The 21,212-nt window shown below is 52.0% G+C and carries 11 protein-coding genes and 1 riboswitch; of the genes, 7 read left to right on the top strand and 4 right to left on the bottom strand.

Annotation, left to right across the window (positions count from 1 at the left end):
* The first annotated feature begins 14 nt into the window (after positions 1-14).
* The 4 genes from pxpB (at position 15) to K7P76_RS20465 (ending at position 5,232) form a co-directional block, all read left to right on the top strand.
* Positions 15-1,796, top strand: a complete 1,782-nt coding sequence (gene pxpB, locus K7P76_RS20450) for a 5-oxoprolinase subunit PxpB (RefSeq protein WP_232187165.1) — start codon at positions 15-17, stop codon at positions 1,794-1,796.
* A 29-nt stretch (positions 1,797-1,825) separates the two neighbouring features.
* A complete protein-coding gene (locus tag K7P76_RS20455) occupies positions 1,826-2,554 on the top strand; it encodes a LamB/YcsF family protein (protein ID WP_232187166.1) in 729 nt (242 codons plus the stop codon).
* A 126-nt stretch (positions 2,555-2,680) separates the two neighbouring features.
* Positions 2,681-4,804, top strand: coding sequence for a putative bifunctional diguanylate cyclase/phosphodiesterase (locus K7P76_RS20460; RefSeq protein WP_232187167.1), 2,124 nt, complete (start codon positions 2,681-2,683; stop codon positions 4,802-4,804).
* On the top strand, positions 4,801-5,232 hold the full coding sequence (locus K7P76_RS20465; RefSeq protein ID WP_232187168.1) for a gamma-glutamylcyclotransferase family protein: 432 nt from the start codon (positions 4,801-4,803) through the stop codon (positions 5,230-5,232). The genes K7P76_RS20460 and K7P76_RS20465 overlap by 4 nt, the downstream gene beginning before the upstream one ends.
* 101 nt (positions 5,233-5,333) lie before the next feature.
* Here K7P76_RS20465 and metE read toward each other — a convergent pair whose 3' ends face one another.
* From metE to K7P76_RS20480, 3 genes are all read right to left on the bottom strand, one after another.
* Positions 5,334-7,628 carry a 5-methyltetrahydropteroyltriglutamate--homocysteine S-methyltransferase gene (gene metE, locus K7P76_RS20470; RefSeq protein ID WP_232187169.1) on the bottom strand — a complete coding sequence of 765 codons (2,295 nt, stop codon included), beginning with the start codon at positions 7,626-7,628 and terminating at the stop codon, positions 5,334-5,336.
* A gap of 165 nt (positions 7,629-7,793) precedes the next feature.
* A riboswitch (cobalamin riboswitch) is annotated at positions 7,794-7,942 on the bottom strand.
* 116 nt (positions 7,943-8,058) lie between these two features.
* Positions 8,059-9,102, bottom strand: a complete 1,044-nt coding sequence (locus K7P76_RS20475; RefSeq protein ID WP_232187170.1) for a ribonucleotide-diphosphate reductase subunit beta — start codon at positions 9,100-9,102, stop codon at positions 8,059-8,061.
* A 243-nt stretch (positions 9,103-9,345) separates the two neighbouring features.
* On the bottom strand, positions 9,346-11,571 hold the full coding sequence (locus tag K7P76_RS20480) for a ribonucleoside-diphosphate reductase subunit alpha (protein ID WP_232187171.1): 2,226 nt from the start codon (positions 11,569-11,571) through the stop codon (positions 9,346-9,348).
* Positions 11,572-11,727: 156 nt separating this feature from the next.
* Between K7P76_RS20480 and K7P76_RS20485 the strand changes: the two genes are divergently transcribed.
* Positions 11,728-13,401, top strand: coding sequence for a copper resistance CopC/CopD family protein (locus tag K7P76_RS20485; protein WP_232187172.1), 1,674 nt, complete (start codon positions 11,728-11,730; stop codon positions 13,399-13,401).
* A gap of 67 nt (positions 13,402-13,468) precedes the next feature.
* Here K7P76_RS20485 and K7P76_RS20490 read toward each other — a convergent pair whose 3' ends face one another.
* Positions 13,469-14,317 (bottom strand): AraC family transcriptional regulator, encoded by an 849-nt coding sequence (locus tag K7P76_RS20490; RefSeq protein ID WP_232187173.1) that lies wholly within the window; start codon positions 14,315-14,317, stop codon positions 13,469-13,471.
* Between the two features lie 304 nt (positions 14,318-14,621).
* Between K7P76_RS20490 and K7P76_RS20495 the strand changes: the two genes are divergently transcribed.
* Together K7P76_RS20495 and K7P76_RS20500 are read left to right on the top strand one after the other, a co-directional pair.
* Positions 14,622-18,356, top strand: coding sequence for a LamG-like jellyroll fold domain-containing protein (locus K7P76_RS20495; RefSeq protein WP_232187174.1), 3,735 nt, complete (start codon positions 14,622-14,624; stop codon positions 18,354-18,356).
* Between the two features lie 24 nt (positions 18,357-18,380).
* Complete coding sequence (locus tag K7P76_RS20500) at positions 18,381-21,134, top strand: RICIN domain-containing protein (protein ID WP_232187175.1); 2,754 nt, start codon at positions 18,381-18,383, stop codon at positions 21,132-21,134.
* Positions 21,135-21,212: the final 78 nt, after the last annotated feature.

Here is a 21,212-nt window from a genome sequence, read left to right on the forward strand (position 1 = left end):
AAAGGGGAGAGATTGTGCGCAATTCGGCGATTTCCGTACAACCGTTGGGTGACCGCGCTCTTACGCTTTTATGGACGGGGCCCGTTTCGACCGCAGCTCTAGCTGCAAAAGCTCGTGCCGTCGAGGAACTAGCTTTTCCGTGGTTTCAGGAAGCGGTACCCGCTTACCGAACGATAACGATACATTTGTGTTATCATACTTTCTCCCTAAAGCTGGCTGCGGATGAGCTTGTTCGGTCATTGGACTCGATATCGGACAACCAACTGCCCCCGCCGAGGCAAGTAGAATTGCCGGTTGTCTACGGCGGCGAGCAAGGCCCCGATCTTGCGGAGAGCGCTAAGAGAAGCGGGATCACGGAGCAACAATTCGTTCAGCGTCATGCGGAGGCTGCTTATGAGGTTGCCATGATTGGATTCGCGCCCGGGTTTCCTTATTTAAACGGATTGAATAACACTTTGGCGCAGCCGCGCCATAGCACTCCGCGCATGAAGGTATCAGCGGGAGCGGTCGGCATAGCCGGTAACCAAACGGGGGTATATCCCGTTGCTTCGCCGGGCGGTTGGCAGATTATAGGCAGAACGTCGAAACGGTTATTCCGGCTCGAAGCGGATGATCCCTTTCTCCTTGCGCCTGGGGATATTGTGAAATTCGTTCCGGTTGAGGAGTTTGAGGAACTAGAGGAACTAGCTGAAGCTCCGATAGTCTCGCAGGACATACCGACTCCGGAGGAAGCGAAAAGGAATCAGCTGATTCCCGCGCTTACGGTGCTGAAGCCCGGACTGCTTACGACTGTTCAAGATCTGGGACGCAAAGGATGGCAAAGATTCGGTGTAAGTGTTGGGGGAGCCATGGATGAGGCGGCGGCGAGAACGGCTAATCTCCTTGTCAACAACGACGAGGATGCCGCCGTTCTGGAGTTGACCTTGATCGGCGGAAGTTATCTCATCGAGCAGGATTTGCTCATTTCCTTATGCGGCGCCGATCTTGAGGCAACTGCGAATGGGGAGCGATTGCCTATGAATCGACCCGTGTACCTGAGTCAAGAAACGACATTGTCTTTCGGGCGGGCCGTATCCGGCTGCCGAGCCTATCTCGCGATATCGGGGGGAATCGATGTTCCCTATCTGCTTGGAAGTCGAAGTGCGGACCCTAGGGCGCGGATGGGCGGGGGTTTCGGCAGAGCTTTGAAGACGGGAGATTGGCTTGGTTCTCTGCAGTCTTCTGAACAGGCGGATATGCTTAAAGCTAAGCTGAGAAAGAAAATGATCGATAGCCATGCCCGCTGGAGCTCCGTTAGCTGGTGTACGATGGGCTGGCCCGAGGGAGCAGCCTATCAGGCAACTCAAACTAACTTAATTGAGTCGCGCGTCATTACGTTGCGAGTGCTCCTAGGTGCCGAATGGGAGGAATTTTCGCCTGATTCACGGAAGCGGCTATTCAATGAGCCCTACCGTATTGAAGCTTCCTCCGATCGCATGGGACTGCGACTGTCGGGCGGAGCTATAATAAGGGATAAGCACGAAGAGCTGCAATCGCACGGTGTCGTCTCTGGCACCATTCAGGTCCCGCCGAACGGGCAACCGATAATTCTTGCGGCGGCCTGCCAACCTACCGGCGGCTATCCGAAGATCGCGCATGTCATAAGCGCGGATTTACCGCTGCTGGCTCAGGCGGTACCTGGGGATTGGCTTGGCTTTAAGCTGACCGATATCGGGACGGCTGAGCAAGCCCTTAGAGAGCGTGAGAAAGATTTGGCGATATTGAAAGCGGGAATGTCAATGTTTGCCCGCTCATAGGACTTAGAAAGGTAGGGGAGCGTAATTAGATGATAACGATCGATTTGAACGCGGATATAGGGGAAGGGTTCGGCGCTTATGAATGGGGTTCGGATGAAACCCTGTTGGAATACGTCTCTTCGGCTAATATCGCTTGCGGATTTCACGCGGGAGATCCGCATACGATGAGTAAAACCGTGGAAAGCTGCCTGAAGCACGGTGTTGCCATCGGCGCGCATCCAGGATTGCCGGACCGGCTTGGATTTGGCCGTCGCGAGATGGCGGTCACGCCCGAGGAAGCCGGTCACTTCGTTCTCTATCAAGTTGGGGCGCTCCAATCGTTCGTGCGAGCGTACGATGGCAGGCTGCAGCACGTTAAATTGCACGGGGCTCTATATCATATGGCGGCAAGAGATGAGCAAATGGCGCAAACGATCGTTAAGGTCATTCGCCTGCTTGAGCCCGAACTGCTGCTTTACGGTCCATCCGGAAGTTGTTTGCATGCCGCTGCAGATAGCGAAGGAATTCGTTTTATATCGGAAGGGTTTGCAGACAGGGCATATATGCCGGATGGAAGTCTGGTTCCTAGGCATTTGCCCGGAGCTGTAATAGAAAATACCGAATCTGCCGTTAACCAAGCGGTCTCTTTAGCAAGAGCCGGTCAAGTTCAAACCCTATGCCTTCACGGAGATACGCCCAAAGCCAAAGAGCATGCCGAGCAAATCGCTCATCGCTTGCGATCATCGGGTGTTTCCATACAACCGCCGGGAAGAATTTAGACGAAATTTGTCGAAATATTGTCGAATGATTTTCCAACTAGCAGGAAACCGACTATTCATGTGGAAAATATAGAGAGGAAACCTAAGTCTTTCTTCTTAGAATAGGTAAATCGTCGGGGGCCTGAAATGTCGATTAATCGCGCCGAATTAAAAACAATAGGGATGGTTATCGCAGCCGTTTCGGCTTTTTGTTTAATACAGTGGGGCAATGATTGGTTGGAGCAAATACTCGGACATATAAATCGTCAAGCCATGCATACAATGCTGGAATCGTTGGCATTCGCTATTTGTTTTGCTATTTTGATATTGGGCTGGATGGTTTTCGTACCGACATTATGCAGGCAACGGCTTATGACAGCCGCATTGTTCACGGGAATTGGCTTGCTTGATTTATTGCATACAGCCAGTTCTCCGGAAATGCCCTTATTCGATGCCGCTGTCGGAGATACGCCGAGTCTCCTCTTAAATTGGATCTCGCAATGGCTAAGCGCACTCGGACTTCTTATTGTTTTCTCGATGAGGAATCCGATGGTTAAGTCCCGAACTCGCATTTACGCGATTATCCCCGTTGTTTTTACGGTGGCGATCGTTTCGATATTTGTTTTTAAGACGCAAAATTGGAATCAATCGTTCATCGACAGGCTTGCTCCTATTCAACTAATCTCAACTTTGCTGCTTTATGCGGCAGGTATTTGTATCCTTTTGTTCCGCAATCGAATTGAAAGACCCGCATCTATGCTTACAATTGTCCAAGCGCTTATCTGGCTGTTTCTTGCCAAGATCGAAGAGTCGCTAGGAACAGGGACGGGCTCGCTGCAAAATCTGATCGGGGATTGCTTTAAGCTGGCGGGTTACTATTGCCTATTGAAGGGCATCTATTTCGTTCTGATCGAGGAGCCCTACAAACGGCAGAAGAAGACGGAAGCACGCATCAATTATTTGGCGTATCACGATGAGCTTACGGCACTGCCTAACCGTCGGTTATTCGCGGAACGGGTTAGGGCGGAGATGGGGCGTTCGGCGCTTGAAAGAAGCCGGTTCGCGTTATTATGGCTCGATTTGGACCGGTTCAAAACGATCAACGACTCCATGGGCCATGCTTTCGGAGATCGTCTGTTGGTCGCGGTAGCTGAAAGATTGGCTAAATTCACGGAAAAGCCGGAAAATGTATTCCGATTAGGCGGAGACGAGTTCACGGTAATTCTAAGCGATATTAATGGGGAAAAAGAAGCGGAGGCAGCCGCTCAGCGTCTGGTGGATGCATTCGAGCTTCCGGTGAAAGTCGGACCTTCCGCATTCCATATTACGAGCAGCGTCGGAATGGCACTGTTTCCGGATGACGGCAATTCTCTTGATCTGTTGCTGCAAAATGCCGATACGGCTATGTATAGCGCCAAAGAAGCTCGAAACAGCTGGAAGAGATACGCCATCCAGATGAATTTGAAAGCCAAAGAAAAGCTGCTGCTGGAAAACGATTTGCGTATCGCCCTGGAACTGGGACAGTTCCATCTCGCCTATCAGCCATTGGTTGATCTGGAGCATGAGATTCTGGTCGGGGCGGAAGCTCTGCTCAGATGGAGTCATCCTCAGAAAGGGGAGCTTCCTCCTTCTGAATTTATTCCGCTTTGCGAAGAGAACGGTTTTATTCTTCCACTTGGCGAATGGGTGCTTCGCAATGCTTGCCAGCAAATGAAAACTTGGCAGGACAAAGGCTTTCCTCCTATCGTAATGTCGGTTAACCTGTCCATTCGCCAATTCCGTCAGCACGATCTGTGCGAGCGTATCGAAAAGGTACTGGAAGAAACCGGCTTGTCGCCGCAATGGCTGGAGCTTGAGATTACGGAGAGTATTATGGCGGATGTAACCTTCGCGACAGAGATGCTGGAGCGCCTTAAGAAGCTTGGCGTCCGGATCAGCATCGATGACTTCGGTACAGGTTACAGCTCGCTTTATTATTTGAAACGTTTTCCGATCGACAAGCTGAAGATCGACCGATCGTTCGTTAACGATGTCTTGACCGATCGTAACGACGCGGCTATCGTTTCGGGCATTTCTGCTATGGCGAGAAACTTAAACCTGACGGTTACGGCCGAGGGGGTAGAAAGCGCGGGGCAAGTGGCTTTTCTCAAGGAGCTGAAGTGCCAGGAAGCGCAGGGGTACTTTTTCTCCCGGCCCGTTCCGCCCGAGCAATTTCTTTCGTTGTTCGAGTTGGATAAAGGCAAGCGCACTATGAAGGAGACGATCGCGTGAGCGAAGGGCATCAGGTCAGACACCATGCGGTCAGAGTTTTTGTTTACGGGTCGTTGCTGCCAGGCTTGACGAATTATAGTGTCATCGAGCCTTATTTGTTAGCGGCACATCCAGGGCGTATTCGCGGCAGACTCGTCGATTATGGCCCCTATCCGGCTTTATTGCTCGATCCGAATCGGTACGTTCGCGGCATGTGGATGGACATTCGTATAACAGGCATGCCAACGCTCGATGTTTTGGAAGGGTTTGTCGGAATAGAAGAATCAAACGATTACGAAAGAGTTTGGATAACGGATGCAGATGATCCCGCCTGGTCGGGCTGGGTGTACATATGGACGGAATCGCGAGGTTATCCTCTGGTAGACGGGGATTGGTGGCCGGATGTGGTTAGAGATAAGGGTGAGGGGCGGGTACGCGGTCGAATTTGATTAGATGGAAATGTGGCACTAACAATCGACACAACAAAAACCGTGAACAGGTATAGTTGCCTGCCCACGGTTTTTTTGTGTTTAACTTACCTAAATGTGTTTTATGCGGTTACCAGTTCCGCCCGAGCGAGCACAGCAGCTTCAGTCATACGCTTTAACGCGGCCAGCGTTTCGGGCTCGCCGCGCGTTTTGAGACCGCAGTCGGGGTTGACCCAGAGACGGTCTGCGGGGACGACGGCAAGTGAATCGCGAATGACCGCAAGCATCGTCTCGGTTTCCGGAACGACAGGGCTGTGAATGTCGTATACGCCGAGTCCGATGCCATTGGCATAGGGTTGATGCTCCAGTGCATGAATCAAGGAGCCGTGGCTTCTGGACGTCTCAAGCGAGATAACATCTGCATCCATCGCTTCGACGGCATCAATGATTTCATGATAGTCGCAGTAGCACATGTGAGTATGAATTTGGGTTTCATCGCGGACGCCTGCTACGCTGCGACGGAAGGAGCTAACCGACCACTGCAGGTATTCGGGCCATTCCCGGCGTTTCAGAGGTGCGATCTCGCGGAGCGCAGGCTCGTCGACTTGGATCATGCCTATGCCGGCTGCTTCCAGGCGCAACACTTCTGCATCCAATGCTCGCGCGATTTGATCGGCAATTTCCTTGCGGGAAATGTCGTTGCGGTAGAACGACCAAGCTAGCATAGTGATTGGACCAGTCAGCATCCCTTTGACCGGACGATCGGTCAACGACTGCGCATACAACGTATCCTCCAGCGTCATGGCGCCACGATCCATGACGTCTCCATAGATGACAGGAGGCTTGACGCAACGCGAGCCATAGGATTGCACCCAACCGTTCGTCGTAAAATGATAGCCATCCAGCAAATGGGCGAAATGTTCAACCATGTCGGTACGCTCGAATTCACCGTGAACTAGAACATCGATGCCGATTTCCTCTTGGCGGCGAATCCACAGTTCCGTCCGTTCCTGCAGCAGTTGGCGATAGGCATCATCGCTTAGTTTACCGCGACGCCAGTCTAGCCGGGCTTTACGGATATCGGCCGTTTGCGGAAGGCTGCCAATGGTTGTCGTAGGAAGGAGCGGCAAATTAAAGCGCTCAAGCTGCAAAGCATGGCGTTCAGCGAACGGCGCACGCCCCTTGACGCTCTCCTCGCTTGAGCCCTGAGCGGCTGCACGATGCCTAGCGGGATGGTTCCGCAGAGCAGCCAACGCTGCGCGGTTTTCCTCTAGACGGGGAGATAACTCGCCAACTCCGCCATTCAACCGAGCCTCTAATGCTTCGCTTAGCGCAACGACTTCTTCCAGCTTCTGATCCGCGAAAGAGAGCGAGCCGCGAACGATGTCGTCCCCGCTGGTCTCTACGGCAACGGTTACCGGTGAATGCAGCAAGCTGCAAGAGGGTTGAACGATTAGCTGGTCAGCTGGAAGTTGAGTCGCCAGTTCCTCAAGTAAACCCAAAGCTTGGTCCGGGTCTACCCTCCATATGCTGCGCCCGTCAACGACACCTGCGCCGAGTTTCTTGCCTATAGGCCAGCCGTATTTTCTAATCGCGTTCAGATTGTCATCTTTGCCCCGCACGAAATCCAGACCGATCGCATCGACAGGAAGAGAGAAGACGGCTTCCGGATGCTCAACTGCTCCGAAGTAAGTTTGAAGCTGAATGAGAAGCTTCGGATTCGAAGATTTAAGCGCACCGTATACTTCCTTCAATAACGCTAGATGTTCTTGCGGCACATCGGTTACGAGCGAAGGCTCATCCAATTGAACCCAACCGGCACCAGCCTTGACCAATTGTTCCAGAACGGAATTGTAAGCAGGGATGAATGAGCGAACAACGTCGGCGAATGCGGAGGAAGGTACGCCTTTGGCTAGTCGAACTAATGTATAAGGACCGATGAGAACGGGACGCGTTAACAAGCCGGCCTCGCGTTTGGCTTCCGTAAAAGCGTCCAGCCAAGGATTGAATACAAGCTTAGGATTCGGTTGGTCGGCTAACTCAGGTACGAGATAGTGATAATTCGTGTCGAACCATTTCGTCATCTCGCACGCAGGCGCACCTTCTATGCCGCGAGCCATCGCGAAATAGACGGCCAAAGAATCAGGGGTTCCCAGATGACGGAATCGACTAGGAATAAGATCGAATGCCGCAATATGGTCAAGCACGGAATCATACAAAGTAAAGTCTCCGGAGGGTACCCAGGCAACGCCTGATTTCTTTTGTCGGAGCAGACGTCGAATTCGCAATTCCCGCATTTCCTTCTGAAAGCTTTGTTCTTCGCGCTTCCCGCCCCAGAATTCCTCCAACAATTTTTTCCATTCGCGATTTTCCCCAATGCGCGGGTAGCCGAGACCGGCCGTCGATACGATTGCCATTACAAGCGCCACACCTTTCAATTGTTTTTTTGAACCTTCAAATGAACACCAAAAAAGCATCTTCGCCCCAATTTAGATAGTTTAAAAAGGCAAACATGCTTGTGCGATTATGCATAACATGTGCCGGATCATCCCTATCTTCCGTAGGTTCCTTGGCTGTTCCAAAACAACGGCAGGTCTCTCTGGCTGCGGATGAACGAGTTCTAATCATCCGATACAGTGGCGGGACCGCGTCGGATTCGCACCGACTTCCCTATTAAGCCGCTCACCATTCGCTAAAGCTTACGCTTTCGGACGAATTGCGGCGCCGTTGTTTCTTTGTATGAGGTTGTTATTTATAACTATACAATGTTATGCATATATATGCAATATAAAAGAAACCCTTCGTTCCCGATTACGGATGCGAAGGGTTTTTGTTCGATAAACTATTTTAAAGGTCGCCCCAGTTCAAGTTGGACGACTTGCTGTAGTTCGTTACCTTTTGCTCGAAGAAATCGGTTTTCATGCTGTTCATGTTGCTGAAGCTTTCGACCCAGCGCATCGGGTGCTCCGTAATTTCCGGATAGAGGATTTCGAGGCCGAGCATCTTCAAGCGTTCGTTGGATAAGTACTTAATGTAGCTGTCGATAATTTCCGCGGAGAGTCCGGGAATTTCGTTGTTCGTAATCGACTGGCCCCACGATATTTCCGTTTCGACGGCAAACTTCATCATCTGGCGCAGCTCTTCAACCAGTTCAGGCGTGAACAGGTCCGGATTTTCCTTGCGGATTTCGCGGAAAATGTTCTGGAACAACGCCAGGTGAGTCAACTCGTCGCGTTGGATGTACTTAATTTCGGATACGGTACCGAGCATTTTTCCTTGACGGCCGAGCGCATAGAAGAAGCTAAAGCCGCTGTAGAAATAGATGCCTTCGAGAATGTAGTTGGCCATAATCGTCTTAAGAAGATTTTTATGGGAAGAATCCGCGATGAAATTCTCGTACAAATCGGTAATGAACCGGTTGCGGGCAAGCAATCTCTCGTCGTTACGCCACAGATTATAGATTTCATCGCGGGCTTCCGCGGAGCATACGCTGTCTAGAATGTAGCTGTAGCTTTGGCTGTGAACGGCTTCTTGGAACGTTTGAACAGTCAAGCACAAGTTAACTTCAGGAGCCGTAACGTATTCGTTCACGTTTGGTAAATTCGCCGTTTGCAAGGAATCGAGGAAGATGAGGAAGCTGATAATCCGGTCATAGCTTTTGCGCTCCGCTTCCGACAGCAGCTTGTAATCTTTCGCATCCTGGGCGAGCGGAATTTCCTCGGGAATCCAGAAGTTGTTCATCATCGTGCGGTACATCTTCGTAGCCCATTCATATTTCACGTTATTGAGCTCGATCAGGTTGGTGGTGTTGCCTCCGATGATTCGGCGTTTGCCCCAGTCCTGGTCACCGTGCTCGTTAAACAGTTTTTTTCTCGTTAATTGCTCATCCATTTTCTTTGTTCCTCCTGAAAATAGTTGCCGAATAACCGCTGCGAGAATGCATTTCTCCTTCCGGCAGTTGTTGAAATCGACTTGTCTTGATTCCGATTGGCGGAAACAAGTCGATTTCAAAGACTGCACGTAAACTCTCCAGGAGAAACGATTCTCTCCGCTTACGCGGCAACATTAAATGATGAATCGCAAGACCAATCCATACCAAGGCCGAAAAAACGCCGGTTAACTCGCTTTTTTATATTAAGCGGAACAGCTTACGCAGTCTTCGACTTCGAGAGATTTGTTGCGGCAGTAGTAGACGGTTTTGAGTCCGTTTTCCCATGCGGCCATATACAGGTCAAGGAATTCCTTGGCGCTGATCGTCGGCGTAACGTATAGATTAAACGACTGAGATTGGTCGATGTGACGTTGACGACGGCCGGCAGCCTTGATGCTCCACAACTGGTCGATGTGATGGGCTTCCTTGTAGAACCACATGTTTTCCGGCGACAGGTTCGGCGCGGTTTGCGGGATAACGGCGTTCTTCTTCTCTTCGACCCAGAATTTCGCGAAGATCGGATCGATTCCAGCCGTTGATCCGCTGATCAGGGATGTGGATCCCGTAGGCGCGATGGCGAACAACCAAGCGTTGCGAAGGCCTTTGGAAGCGACGTCAGCCTGAAGCTCTTTCCACTCGGGGCTCGTGTAGTCGCGGCGCGTGAAGTATTCGCCCGTCTGCCATTCGCTGCCTTCGAATTGGGAATAGGAGCCTTTCTCTTCGGCTAATTCCATGCTCGCTTTAATCGCGCAGTAGTTGATCCATTCATACAGCTCGTCCGCTGCCGTAAGATGCTCTTCCGACTCCCAGGCGATGCGGTGATGGGCAAGCCACTGATGGTAACCGCTGGAGCCGAGTCCGACGGCACGGTACTTGTTATTCGTGATTTTCGCTTGCGCGGTCGGATAGTGGTTCAAGTCGATAACGTTGTCCATCATGCGCATCTGAACGGCAACCGTATCGGCGATCTCTTCCTTGGTCAAGTTGCGACCCAAGTTAATGGAGGACAGATTGCAAACGACGAAATCGCCGGCTTTGACTTGGGAAGTAATGATGCCGTCGTCTTGAGTGACCGAGATCAGCTCGGCGGCGCTCATGTTCTGGCAAATTTCAGTGCATAGGTTGGAGCAATAAATGGTACCTTTGTGTTTGTTAGGATTGGCGCGGTTCACCGTATCGCGATAGAACACGAAAGGAGTTCCCGTCTCGAAGCTGCTTGCAAGCAGCTTCTTCATAATGTCTATAGCCGGAACTTCGTCTCTCGAAAGCGAAGGGTTCTTAACGCATTCCTCGTAACGGCGTTCAAATTCATCGCCATAGGAATCCTCGATGGAGTAACCCATCGTCGTCCGAATTTCGTGCGGGTCGAACAAGTACCAGGAGCCGCGCTCCTGCACGGTTTTCATGAATATATCGGGTATGCAGACACCGGGGAAAATATCGTGCGCCTTCATGCGATCGTCCCCGTTGTTTGTTTTCAAGTTGAGGAAATCGAAAATATCCTTGTGCCATACGTCCAAGTAAACGGCAACCGCGCCTGAGCGAACTCCCAGTTGATCAACGGCAATCGCGGTATTGTTGTAATTCTTGATCCAAGGGATGACGCCGCCGGCGGCGCCTTTATATCCACGGATAGCGGATCCGCGGGATCTTACTTTTCCGACATAGATGCCCATGCCGCCGCCGAATTTGGATACTTGCGCAAAGTTCATATCGGTATTGTAAATGCCCCACAAATTGTCCGGAACCGTATCGATGAAACAACTGGACAACTGGTGGAACGGTTTGCGTGCGTTGGCAAGCGTAGGCGTAGCTACCGTCATGCGAAGGGAGCTAAGCGCATCGTAGAACTTGCGTGCCCAATGCAGCTTGTCCTTCTCTTTCATGGCTAAGTGCATGGCGACTCCCATGAACAATTCCTGCGGAAGCTCAAGCGTTTCGCCTTGAAGGCCGCGGATGGTGTAACGGTCCGATAACGTCTTGATGCCGATATAGTTGAAGAGGTAGTCCCGTTCAGGTACGATGTAGTTACCCAACTCGCGGATTTCCTCGCGGGAGTAATGCTCGAGAATGTATTTGCCATACAGGCCTTTGTCTGTCAAATACGTAATAAGGGAGTAGAAGTCGCCATATCCGAAATAACCGTATTTGCGGTGAACCGCGGCTTCCTTATATAAATCGTAGACGTGGAGTTTAGCGGCAACGAATTGCCAATCAGGCTCCTCTGCGGTTGTTTTCTCTACGGCTACGCGAATGAGCGTGGATTGGATCTCTTTGGTGGCGATATTGTTGCGGAAATGCGGCAGAAGCGCTGTTTCAAGCTCCAAGGAATCGCACCCGGGATACCCTACGCACGCGAAATCGATAACTTTTTTCATTTTGGAAAAAATAAGCTCTTCTACTTGACCATTGCGTTTAATTATGTTCAACCTATTACGCCCTCCATCCATGGATAACACAAGATATTGTTTCCGTATGAAGAAGTTATAACAATATGTAGCGAGTGTCAAGGGGGATACGGGCTATGGTTCCAGAGTCCCGATCATGAAGAAAACGAGAGAAAGAGAAAGCAGGAGGTCGTTTTTATGACATTATCCGATAAGATTCATCGGTTTTCGCAAGGTCATTTTCATGGAAAAATTTTTCGGGTGGGTTTGCTGATCCTATTGCTTGTATTCTCGGTTTTGAGTTTCGTAGGACATGCGGAAGCCCATGCCGCATTGGAACAAACAACGCCATCGGCGAATTCGCGTATGGACGTTAGTCCGCCGTCGATCGAAATCGTATTTAATGAAAAATTGGATAAAGGCGGAGCGAAGCTGCTCGTATTGAATGAGTCGTCCCGCAACGTTGCCAAGGGAAAACCGGAAAGCTTTAAGGAAGGCAAAGGGTTGCGGATTGCGCTGCCGAAGCTTGGCGAAGGATACTATACCGTCTCTTATTCCGTCATATCCGCGGATGGCCATCCGGTATCGGGCGCTTACGTATTTACGGTCGGCAATCCTGCTCCGCTGCCGGATGCAAGCCAGCTAGATCCCCATCAGCAGGTCGGACACTCGCATGATCACGGGGGAGCGGGCTTATCCCAGCAATCGTTTCTTCTTTATGCATCGAGAATTATGTATTATGCGGGGCTGCTTGTCGTTGCGGGTCTCGCATTATGGAGCTTGCATCGCCAATCAACTTCGGTCGTGCGTGAGATGCGCAATCAATCGCTGGCAATTGCGGGGAAATTCGCACTTATTGCGACGATGGCCTACGTGTTTTTCAGTTTGCAGGATTTAGGTCAAGGGGAGCCGCTATCGGAGTGGGGGCGGATATTGACGGAAACGACGATCGGAAAGCTCTACATAGCAGAGCTGTTGCTGGCATTGGCTGCTCCATTGTTGCCATCGCTCGGCTTGGCGGCGCGGCTATTCTGGGCTGTTGCAGCGCTATTCGTGGAAGCGTGGTCCGGACACGCCGCGGCGTTTAACCCAATCGCTTATACGATCGGATTGGATTTCGCGCATTTGGCCGCCGCCTCTCTATGGAGCGCAGGGTTGGTGCTGCTTCTGGCTATTTGGTACAAGGAAAGGCCGGAAGCGGGCAGATTTGCTCTTCTTTTCTCCAAATGGGCGCTTATTTCGTTCATGGTTCTGTGGGTAACGGGAGTGCTGTCCACTTTGGATTTCCTACCTTCTCTTGAATATTTGTTTTATACCGCATGGGGCAAATGGCTGATCGCCAAAGCCGCGATATCGCTGCTTGTAGCGATCACGGCGTTCATGATTCGGCTGCGTCTGAAGAAAGGCGACCTTCCGCATGGCAGTTTACTAAAGATAGATGTAGGATTATTGGCAGCCATCGTGCTGAGCGTGGGTGTGCTTACGTATCAAACCCCATTGCCCGCGAATAAAGAACTCAATTTTCACCGGATGGGAACCGAGATGCACGTTACGCTGAGAGTGACGCCGAACACGCCGGGAGATAACCAGTTTACGCTTAAAATATGGCTGCCGGAATCCATCGGGAAAGGTGTTCCGAAAACCGTGCAGTTACGCTTGTTGCCGCTGGATAAGGAAGGCATGGGATTCATCGATGTGCCGATTAAGGAGTATACCGATGAGGAAATGGACGCTTTTCCGGACTATAAGAAGTCCACTTATTCGGCGGAAGGGCCGTATCTACCGTTCGCTGGCCAATGGAAAGCGCAGATCCGGGTGACGGACTCCGAGGATAACGAGAAGGTCGTGGAGACGACTTATCGGATTTACTAGACAAAAATCCCATTCCACATCATCGTGGAATGGGATTTTTATTGGCTGCCCGCAGCGCGTGCCGACGTTAATCGGCAGTATGCGTTTTTCTCCACTCGGTGGGACTGTCCCCGAATTTCTTCTTGAACATCCGGCTGAAATAATGGATGCCGGGGTAGCCGACCGCTTCCGCGATGTCCTGAACGCTCATCTTCGTCGTGCGAAGGTAAGAGGTGGCGGCATGCATCCGCAGTTCGTACAAGTACTGCTGCGGAGTCAAATCGGTCATCTCCTTGAACAACCGGCTAATATAAGAGGGCGTATATCCGGATCGTTCCGCGAGTTTGTCCAAAGTGATTTCATGCGTAAAATACATTTCCGTGTACCGAATGAGGTCGTAAATATGATTATGGGCAGACCATCTATCGGACAGTTGGGCCGATGGCGCGGAATGGTTCTTGCGAGCTTCGCGAATATGAACAACATGATCGATCAAGAACAACAGCTTCTGGATATCGCAGGATACAATTCGCCGGAACGTCTCGTCGGTCCGCTTCAGGTGCGGGATCCACAGTGTTTGTTCGATCATAGTCAAGGTTGCCGCCAATCCCGCTATTTCGCTCCCGTTCCATTGAAGATTGCCTTGCATGGAATTCCAGGCGAGGATCGTATCTAAGCTTGGCATGTAATCGGAAGCTTGCAGTCGAAGCTCGACGAACCAGCATTGCAAAGAAGGCGTAATTTGTTTGACGTGATGCGGGGATGAGGGCGTAACGATGAACAAAGCAGGTCCTTTCGCTTTGTAAGTATGGTCGATCCAATGAATGAGCGCCTCTCCGGAAGAAATATACAGCAACTCGTGGAAGGGATGAATGCCGCCACCGATGTCTTTGTTTATTCCCTCTGAAACGATCTGTTCGAATTGCCGAATGTACATGAGGGTTCAGTCCTTTCCGCCTTTCCAGTCTGGGACTGCCATTCCTAGCCTCAATTTAATATAAGCCGCTAGTTTTGTAAATAAAACGCTCGGGGCTGCACCGGACCAATTGTTCCTGATTGTGTAAACCGGGGTTAGAAAGCAGGCGTCCAGCCGTGGAGAGCGAAATCATTCGTTACCGGATTTGATAAATACAACCTCTTGTTTGCGGGTTTAAAATGAGGGAGATACATCCTTGCAATTATGAAAGCGCTTCACGATGGATTGCACCCATGAAAATGGGAATTCGGAAGGAGGAAAAATGATGTCTACGAAACGCAAGAGAAAGATGGGAAGTTTCCTTGTCGTATTGCTAGCCTTTCAAGCTTTATCCCTTGTCGGCTCCGAAAGGGAGACGCAAGCGGCGGTGTTGCCGGCGGATCGAGGTGAGGCTCCCCAACTCGCGGCCTATTGGCCTTTCGACGAAGGAAGCGGGACGTCTGCCGCCGATGCGGCTGTCGACGATGCTGCGGCGAATAACGCGACCGTAGGCGCTTCATGGACGGCGAACGGAGTTCTGGGTAGCGCGCTCAGCTTTAGCGGCAGCAATAGCGCCATTATCGGCAATTCCCCAGAGCTTAATATTACCGGAGATCTTACCGTTTCCCTCTGGTTTAAGCTGGACCAAAGCCTCGCGGCCCAAACGAATGCTTACCCGATTTTGTATAACAATCAGGACGGTGCAGGACTGAAGGGCTATACCCTGTACGGGAACAAAGCTGCGAACACGATCAACTTCCGGGTGTTGAACGGAATCGGTTCCCCGGGCTATGTCGACGCTTATTTCAGCGCGTCGGGACTTGCCATCGGGCAATGGTACCATGTGCTGGGCACGTATAACGGGGGCGAGGTCAAGGTTTACTTGGATTCCGAGCTAAAGGATACCCGTCCGTTCAGCGGCGCCGTCGGCGCTACGACCACGAGCTATTCCATCGGCAACGCCTTTCAAGGCGCGATTGACGAGGTCCGGGTATACAAGTGGGCGATGAACGAAGATGAAGTTGTCGGCATTTATAAAGGAATACGCAATCCGTGGCGTTCGAACGCAAAGCTTTTCCAAGCTCCTGCCGCCTCGGACATCGAGTGGGTGGACAGCGTAGGGCCGGACTACAGCCTGAAATATAAAAATACCGAGTATTTGGGTAACATGTCCCGGGTTTTTGCCTACTATTCCGTTCCCTCCAACATTCCCGCAGGGCAGAAGGTGCCTGCAATCGTCTTGATCCACGGCGGAGGCGGGGAGGCTTATCAGCAGTGGGCCCAGCAGTGGGCGAGCTACGGCTACGCTGCGATCGCCATTGACTTGAACGGAAAGCAGGGCCAGGTCGCAATGCCGGATGGAAGGCCTTGGGACGCGGGGAATTTCAATACGACGGACGCGGAAGTTTTGGATACTTGGCACTATCACGCGGTCGCCGCTGCCATCCGCGCAGTATCTTTTCTGAAGTCGCGGCCAGAGGTAGATGCGGCGGAAATAGGCGCGATGGGTATTTCTTGGGGCGGCTTTACGCTGTCGAACCTGATGGGCGTCGACAATCGGCTGAGCCTGGCCGTTCCCGTGTACGGAACGGGTTACCTGAACGAGAACAGCCTGCTGCAAGACGCGGCCGGATCGATGTTCTCGAAGTCATGGGTCGATCATTTCGATCCGCACAACTACTTGGCTAACGCGAACATGCCGACCTTCTGGGTGACCGGCAATAACGACGACTATTTCCCGATCGACAGCTTCAAGAAATCTTCAGAGCTTCTCAAGGGAACGGTAAAAACCCGGATTAAAACCGACATGATCCACGATTACGGCGAACCGTGGAACAATACGCCCGAAATTCGAAAATTCGTCGATTCCTACTTTCTTGCGGGAACCCCGCTGCTCAAGTTCACTTCCTTGAACGACAACGGCACGACAGTTACGGCGAATTATGAGTCTTCTTCGGCCGCCTCCAGCGCCAAGTTGGTGTACACCGAGGATGCAAATTGGAAAGAGAACTACGGCACGGCCAACTTGCACACGAAGATTAACTGGAACGAGACGAGCGCCGCGGTCAACGCCGCGAGCGGCACATTGACCGCTTCGATTCCGTCCACGGCTAAAGCTTATTATTTGAACGCTTACGATAGCGCCGGCTCCAATCTCGTGAGCTCAAAAGTCGCGGTCAGAACGGCGGCCGACCCGGGCGGTTTCATAATTGCTAACGACGAACCAGCTTGGGGGTATGTTTTCGGGGGAACGACCAATGCCTGGGCCCTGTTATCCAACAGGGGCGCGGGCGATTACCAGAACGATGTGCATGCGACGACCGCGAACGGGGACTACTTCCAGTTTTCCTTTACGGGCTCCGGGGTCGATTACATTACGGAAAAGTCAGGGGCGCAAGGGAAGGTGGACATCTTTATCGACAACGTCTACCAGACGACGGTAGATGCCTATAGCTCCGGCTGGAACGCACAGCAAACCCTTTACAGCATAACCGGATTGCCGCAAGGGACGCATACGTTTAAAGCCGTGAAGCAGAGCGGCTCCTATCTCATTGTAGATGCCATGAAGGTCTATTACGGCAGCAATGTGATCGACGATTCCAGTGCAAGCATCGCTTACTCGGGCGGTACTTTTAGCAGCTCAAATCAGCTTGCTAATGCCATAAATCAGACCGAGCATTGGACGATGACTGCCGGCGCGTCCGCGGAGTATTCCTTCACGGGCGACTCCGTCAAGTATTTCGGCTCCAAGAATACGGATCACGGCATTGTCGATATCTACATCGACGGGACGCCGACGACATCTGTGGACACTTACGGGCCGACAAGGCAGTGGCATACAGAGTTATACGCCAAGACTTGGCCGACGAGTGGGCCGCATAAGATCAAGGTCGTCGCCAAAAATCAGAAAAACGCCGCATCGACGAGCATCGGCTTCGACTTGGACGCGTTCGTCTATACATGCGATCCGAGAGAGACGGCCATGCAGCCGTTATGGCAAGGGGATACGATGAACAACGAATCGATCCTGATGATTTCCGCGAACGGGCAATTGCCCGAAGCGCCGCTGCTCTTTACTCCGACAAAGATTTTATCGGTCAAGAGCGCCCGTCTCGACAAGGAATTCGTAGAAGGCAAGGATTGGGAATATGTAGGCGGCAAGCTGAAGCTGAAGGCAGGTACAAGCATCCCTTACATGAACCAGGCCGACATGTATCCTGCCACCTATGTTCCGAATGAAGCGGTTGGGCGGCCGGACGGCGGGTATCTCATTTTCCGCGAAGGGCCTTTCTTCCTTAACCGGCAGATCGTCGTTACCTATACCCATGCGACGAACGTTTGGAGCGGTCCGCAGCCGGCATTCGCTGGAAGCACCTTTACACACACGATGGCAAAGTTGAACAATGCCAGCCCGGTCAAGCTTGTCCTGTACGGGGACAGCATATCGGTCGGGGCGACCGCGAGCAGCTATATCAATTCTCCTCCGTACTTGCCTAACTGGGGAACGCTCGTGGCGTACAAGCTAGGCAAAAACTACAACTCGTCTATCCATTTCGTCAATCCTTCCGTCGGCGGCAAGATGTCGGACTGGGGCAAAGACAATGCCAAGACGCTCGTTGCCGACCAGAATCCCGATCTCGTCATCATCGCTTTCGGCATGAACGATGGAACTCCGAAGTTTCCTGATCCGGCGCTCGATCCGGTCACGTACAAGAACAACATTCAAGCGATCATCACGAAGGTTCGCGAGACGAATCCCCAGGCCGAATTCATTCTCGTCGGAACGACGCTGCCAAACCCTGAATCCAACTTCTTGGATAAACAGCCGCTGTATATGGCGAAGCTTGACGAAATCGCCGCGGCGAACACGGGTGTTGTGACGGCAAATATGACAGGCATACACCAGCAATTGCTTATGACCAAATATTTCAGCGATATGACGGGCAACAACGTGAACCATCCGAACGATTTTCTATCCCGTTGGTACGCGCAGTTCGTGTCCGGCTTGCTCATCCCATAACGATAAGGAAGGTGATCTTGACGCATGAGAAAAATATGCCAAATCCTTATTGCGGCTTGTTTGATCGTGGTTTCCCTGTCCGTTACCCCGGACCTCGCGTCGGCGGGCACCCAGGCGACCTATTATGTTTCGCCCGGAGGCAGCGATTCCAATCCCGGTACATTAGCCCAGCCCTTTGCGACCCTCCAGAAAGCGAGGGACGTCGTAAGAACGGTTAACGGCAATATGACCGGGGACATCGTCGTTTATTTGCGGGGCGGAACCTACGCACTGTCTTCTGCGTTGCAGCTAAACTCCCAAGACTCAGGAACGAACGGCTATCAGGTTATGTACAAGAACTATCCGGGGGAAACGCCAATCGTCAGCGGGGGCGTTCCAGTCACGGGATGGAGTCTGTACGATTCCTCGAAAAATATTTACCGTGCCTTCGTGGGAACGAGCTTCTATTCTCGGCACCTATACGTGAACGGCATTCGGGCTAATCGAGCGAGAAGCGAAACGACCCCGACGGGGTTCACGTTGGACTCGTCCAACGGATTTAACCTCCCTGCTTCCGGTTCGTATGCCAGTATGGGCAGTTGGGAAAACCCGTCCGACATCGAAATCCATGAGAACGTCCAATGGACGGTCCAGTGGGGAGCGGTCGACCACATCGCAAGCGGCAAAATCTATATGAAGCAGCCTTTCTGGAGAACGACCCAGTACCATGTACAATACGCCATCGGCATGACGTATCCCCAGGTGATCGAGAACGCGTACGAGTTGCTCGACACGGCTGGCGAGTGGTACTTGAACCGGACGACGGGATACTTGTACTACAAGCCGCTCGCGGGACAGAACATGAGCACCTCTTCATTTATTTTGCCGAAGCTGGAAATGCTGATCGACGGCAACCGCAGCGGGTCGCTGAACAGTCTGCTGCAGAACGTTCAGTTTACCGGAATCACGTTCTCCTACACGACCTACCTGAAGCCAGGTTCGAACGAGGGACACGCGGACCACCAGGCCGGAGTTACGCATATAAAGGCAACGGATCAAATGACGAGCGCGTTTAACGAGCTTTCCTCGTCGGCGTTGGACTTCAAGTTCGCCAAAGGCATCAAGTTCGAGAATTGCATCGTTGAGCACATAGGCTCGAGCGGCATCGCTTTCGACCTCGGAAGCCAGAACAATGTCGTGAACAACAATTTGATTCGAGACATTTCCATCAACGGCATCAACATCGGGGACGTCAATTACAGCGCCGTGAAAAACGGCTTGAACGAGCTCGGGATGAGCGACCGCAATCCTTCGGACGCGAGGGCCATCGTCAGCAACAACGTCGTTTCGAACAATACGGTCACGAAGATCGGCAATGAAATCCCAGGCGCCGTCGGCATATTCGGAGGCTTCGTCAAAAACCTGCTCATCGACCACAATACAATTTACGACGTTCCTTACAGCGGCATTTCCGTTGGCTGGGGATGGGGGGAAGCGGATTACTTTGTTTCCTACAATCCGGACGCGATCGGCAGCAATACCATTCAATACAACAGGGTGTACGATTATATGAAGGTGCTGTTCGACGGCGGCGGCATCTATACACTTGGCCAGCAGAACGGCTCCAAGATGCAGTACAATTATATTAGCGATCAGCATAACATGTACACCTACATTTACTTGGACAGCGGAACTTCCTATTATTCGATCGAGGACAACGTCATTGACGGCCGTAACGGGCAGACGAACTATTGGTTCATGGGCAACGATTACGGATTCGAGTATTTCAAAAGCCGCAACAACGACTGCGAATACAACTATTTCTCCAGTAACCTGTCTATTTTCAAAAACCCGACCGTCAGTTCCTGCGCCAACAACGTCTCGGTTAGCGGGGGCAATTGGGACACGCACGCTCTGGATATTATGGCTAGCGCCGGCGCGGGGAACGGCACGGTGTCGACGGTCCATCCGTGGAAAGGGGCGAATCTGGCCTATAACAAGACGGCAACGGCCAGCAGTTATTACCAGAACATTGCCGCATTCAACGCGGCCAAGGCTGTCGACGGCTTGCATTATACCCGGTGGGCTTCCAACAGCACTGCCGGTGGCTGGCTGGAAATCGATTTCGGTGCCGCCGTTACCTTCAATACAGCGCGTATCCGGGAATATGTCGATGCCGGCCAACAGATCAAAGCCTATCAGATCCAATACTGGAACGGCACTTCATGGGTTAACGCCTACAGCGGAGCCATTCCGTACGCTTACGAGACGGACAGCTTCGCTTTGGTGACGGCAAGCAAGGTCCGGCTGAACATTAGCCAGACGGGCGGGGGAACGCCTTCCGTCTGGGAATTCGAGGTGTACAACAATTCTAATTTTGGCAGCGGCAGCTATAAAATCAACAACCGGCCGCAGAATTTCATCATCACGCCGAATGCCCATTCGACGGGCGCTACGCATCTAATCCAATGGAACGACGATAAGGCGAGCGACCAATACTGGCAATTCGTGTCCGTCGGCTCGGGTTATTATAAAATCGTCAATTCGGCAAGCGGATTGGTCATCACCCCGTCCGGTCATGCGACAACCTCGGTGCAGCTTATCCAATGGGCGTACGAAGGAGCGCTTGACCAGCAATGGCAGTTCATCCCTACGGGCGACGGCTATTACAAGATCGTCAATCGGGGTAACGGACTGCTCATTACGCCGGACAATCACTCCGCTTCCGCAGCTAATCTCGTGCAAGCAACGGATGCTGGCGGCTTCGACCAGCATTGGGGTCTTGATCTCATTCAGTAACGGATATCATGCAGGAGATAACGCGAAATATGTCGAACACAACCATTCGAGGATGCAACGCCCGCTGCTAGGGCGACA

Source organism: Cohnella silvisoli, assembly GCF_021190915.1.
Classification (GTDB): Bacteria; Bacillota; Bacilli; order Paenibacillales; family Paenibacillaceae; genus Cohnella; species Cohnella silvisoli.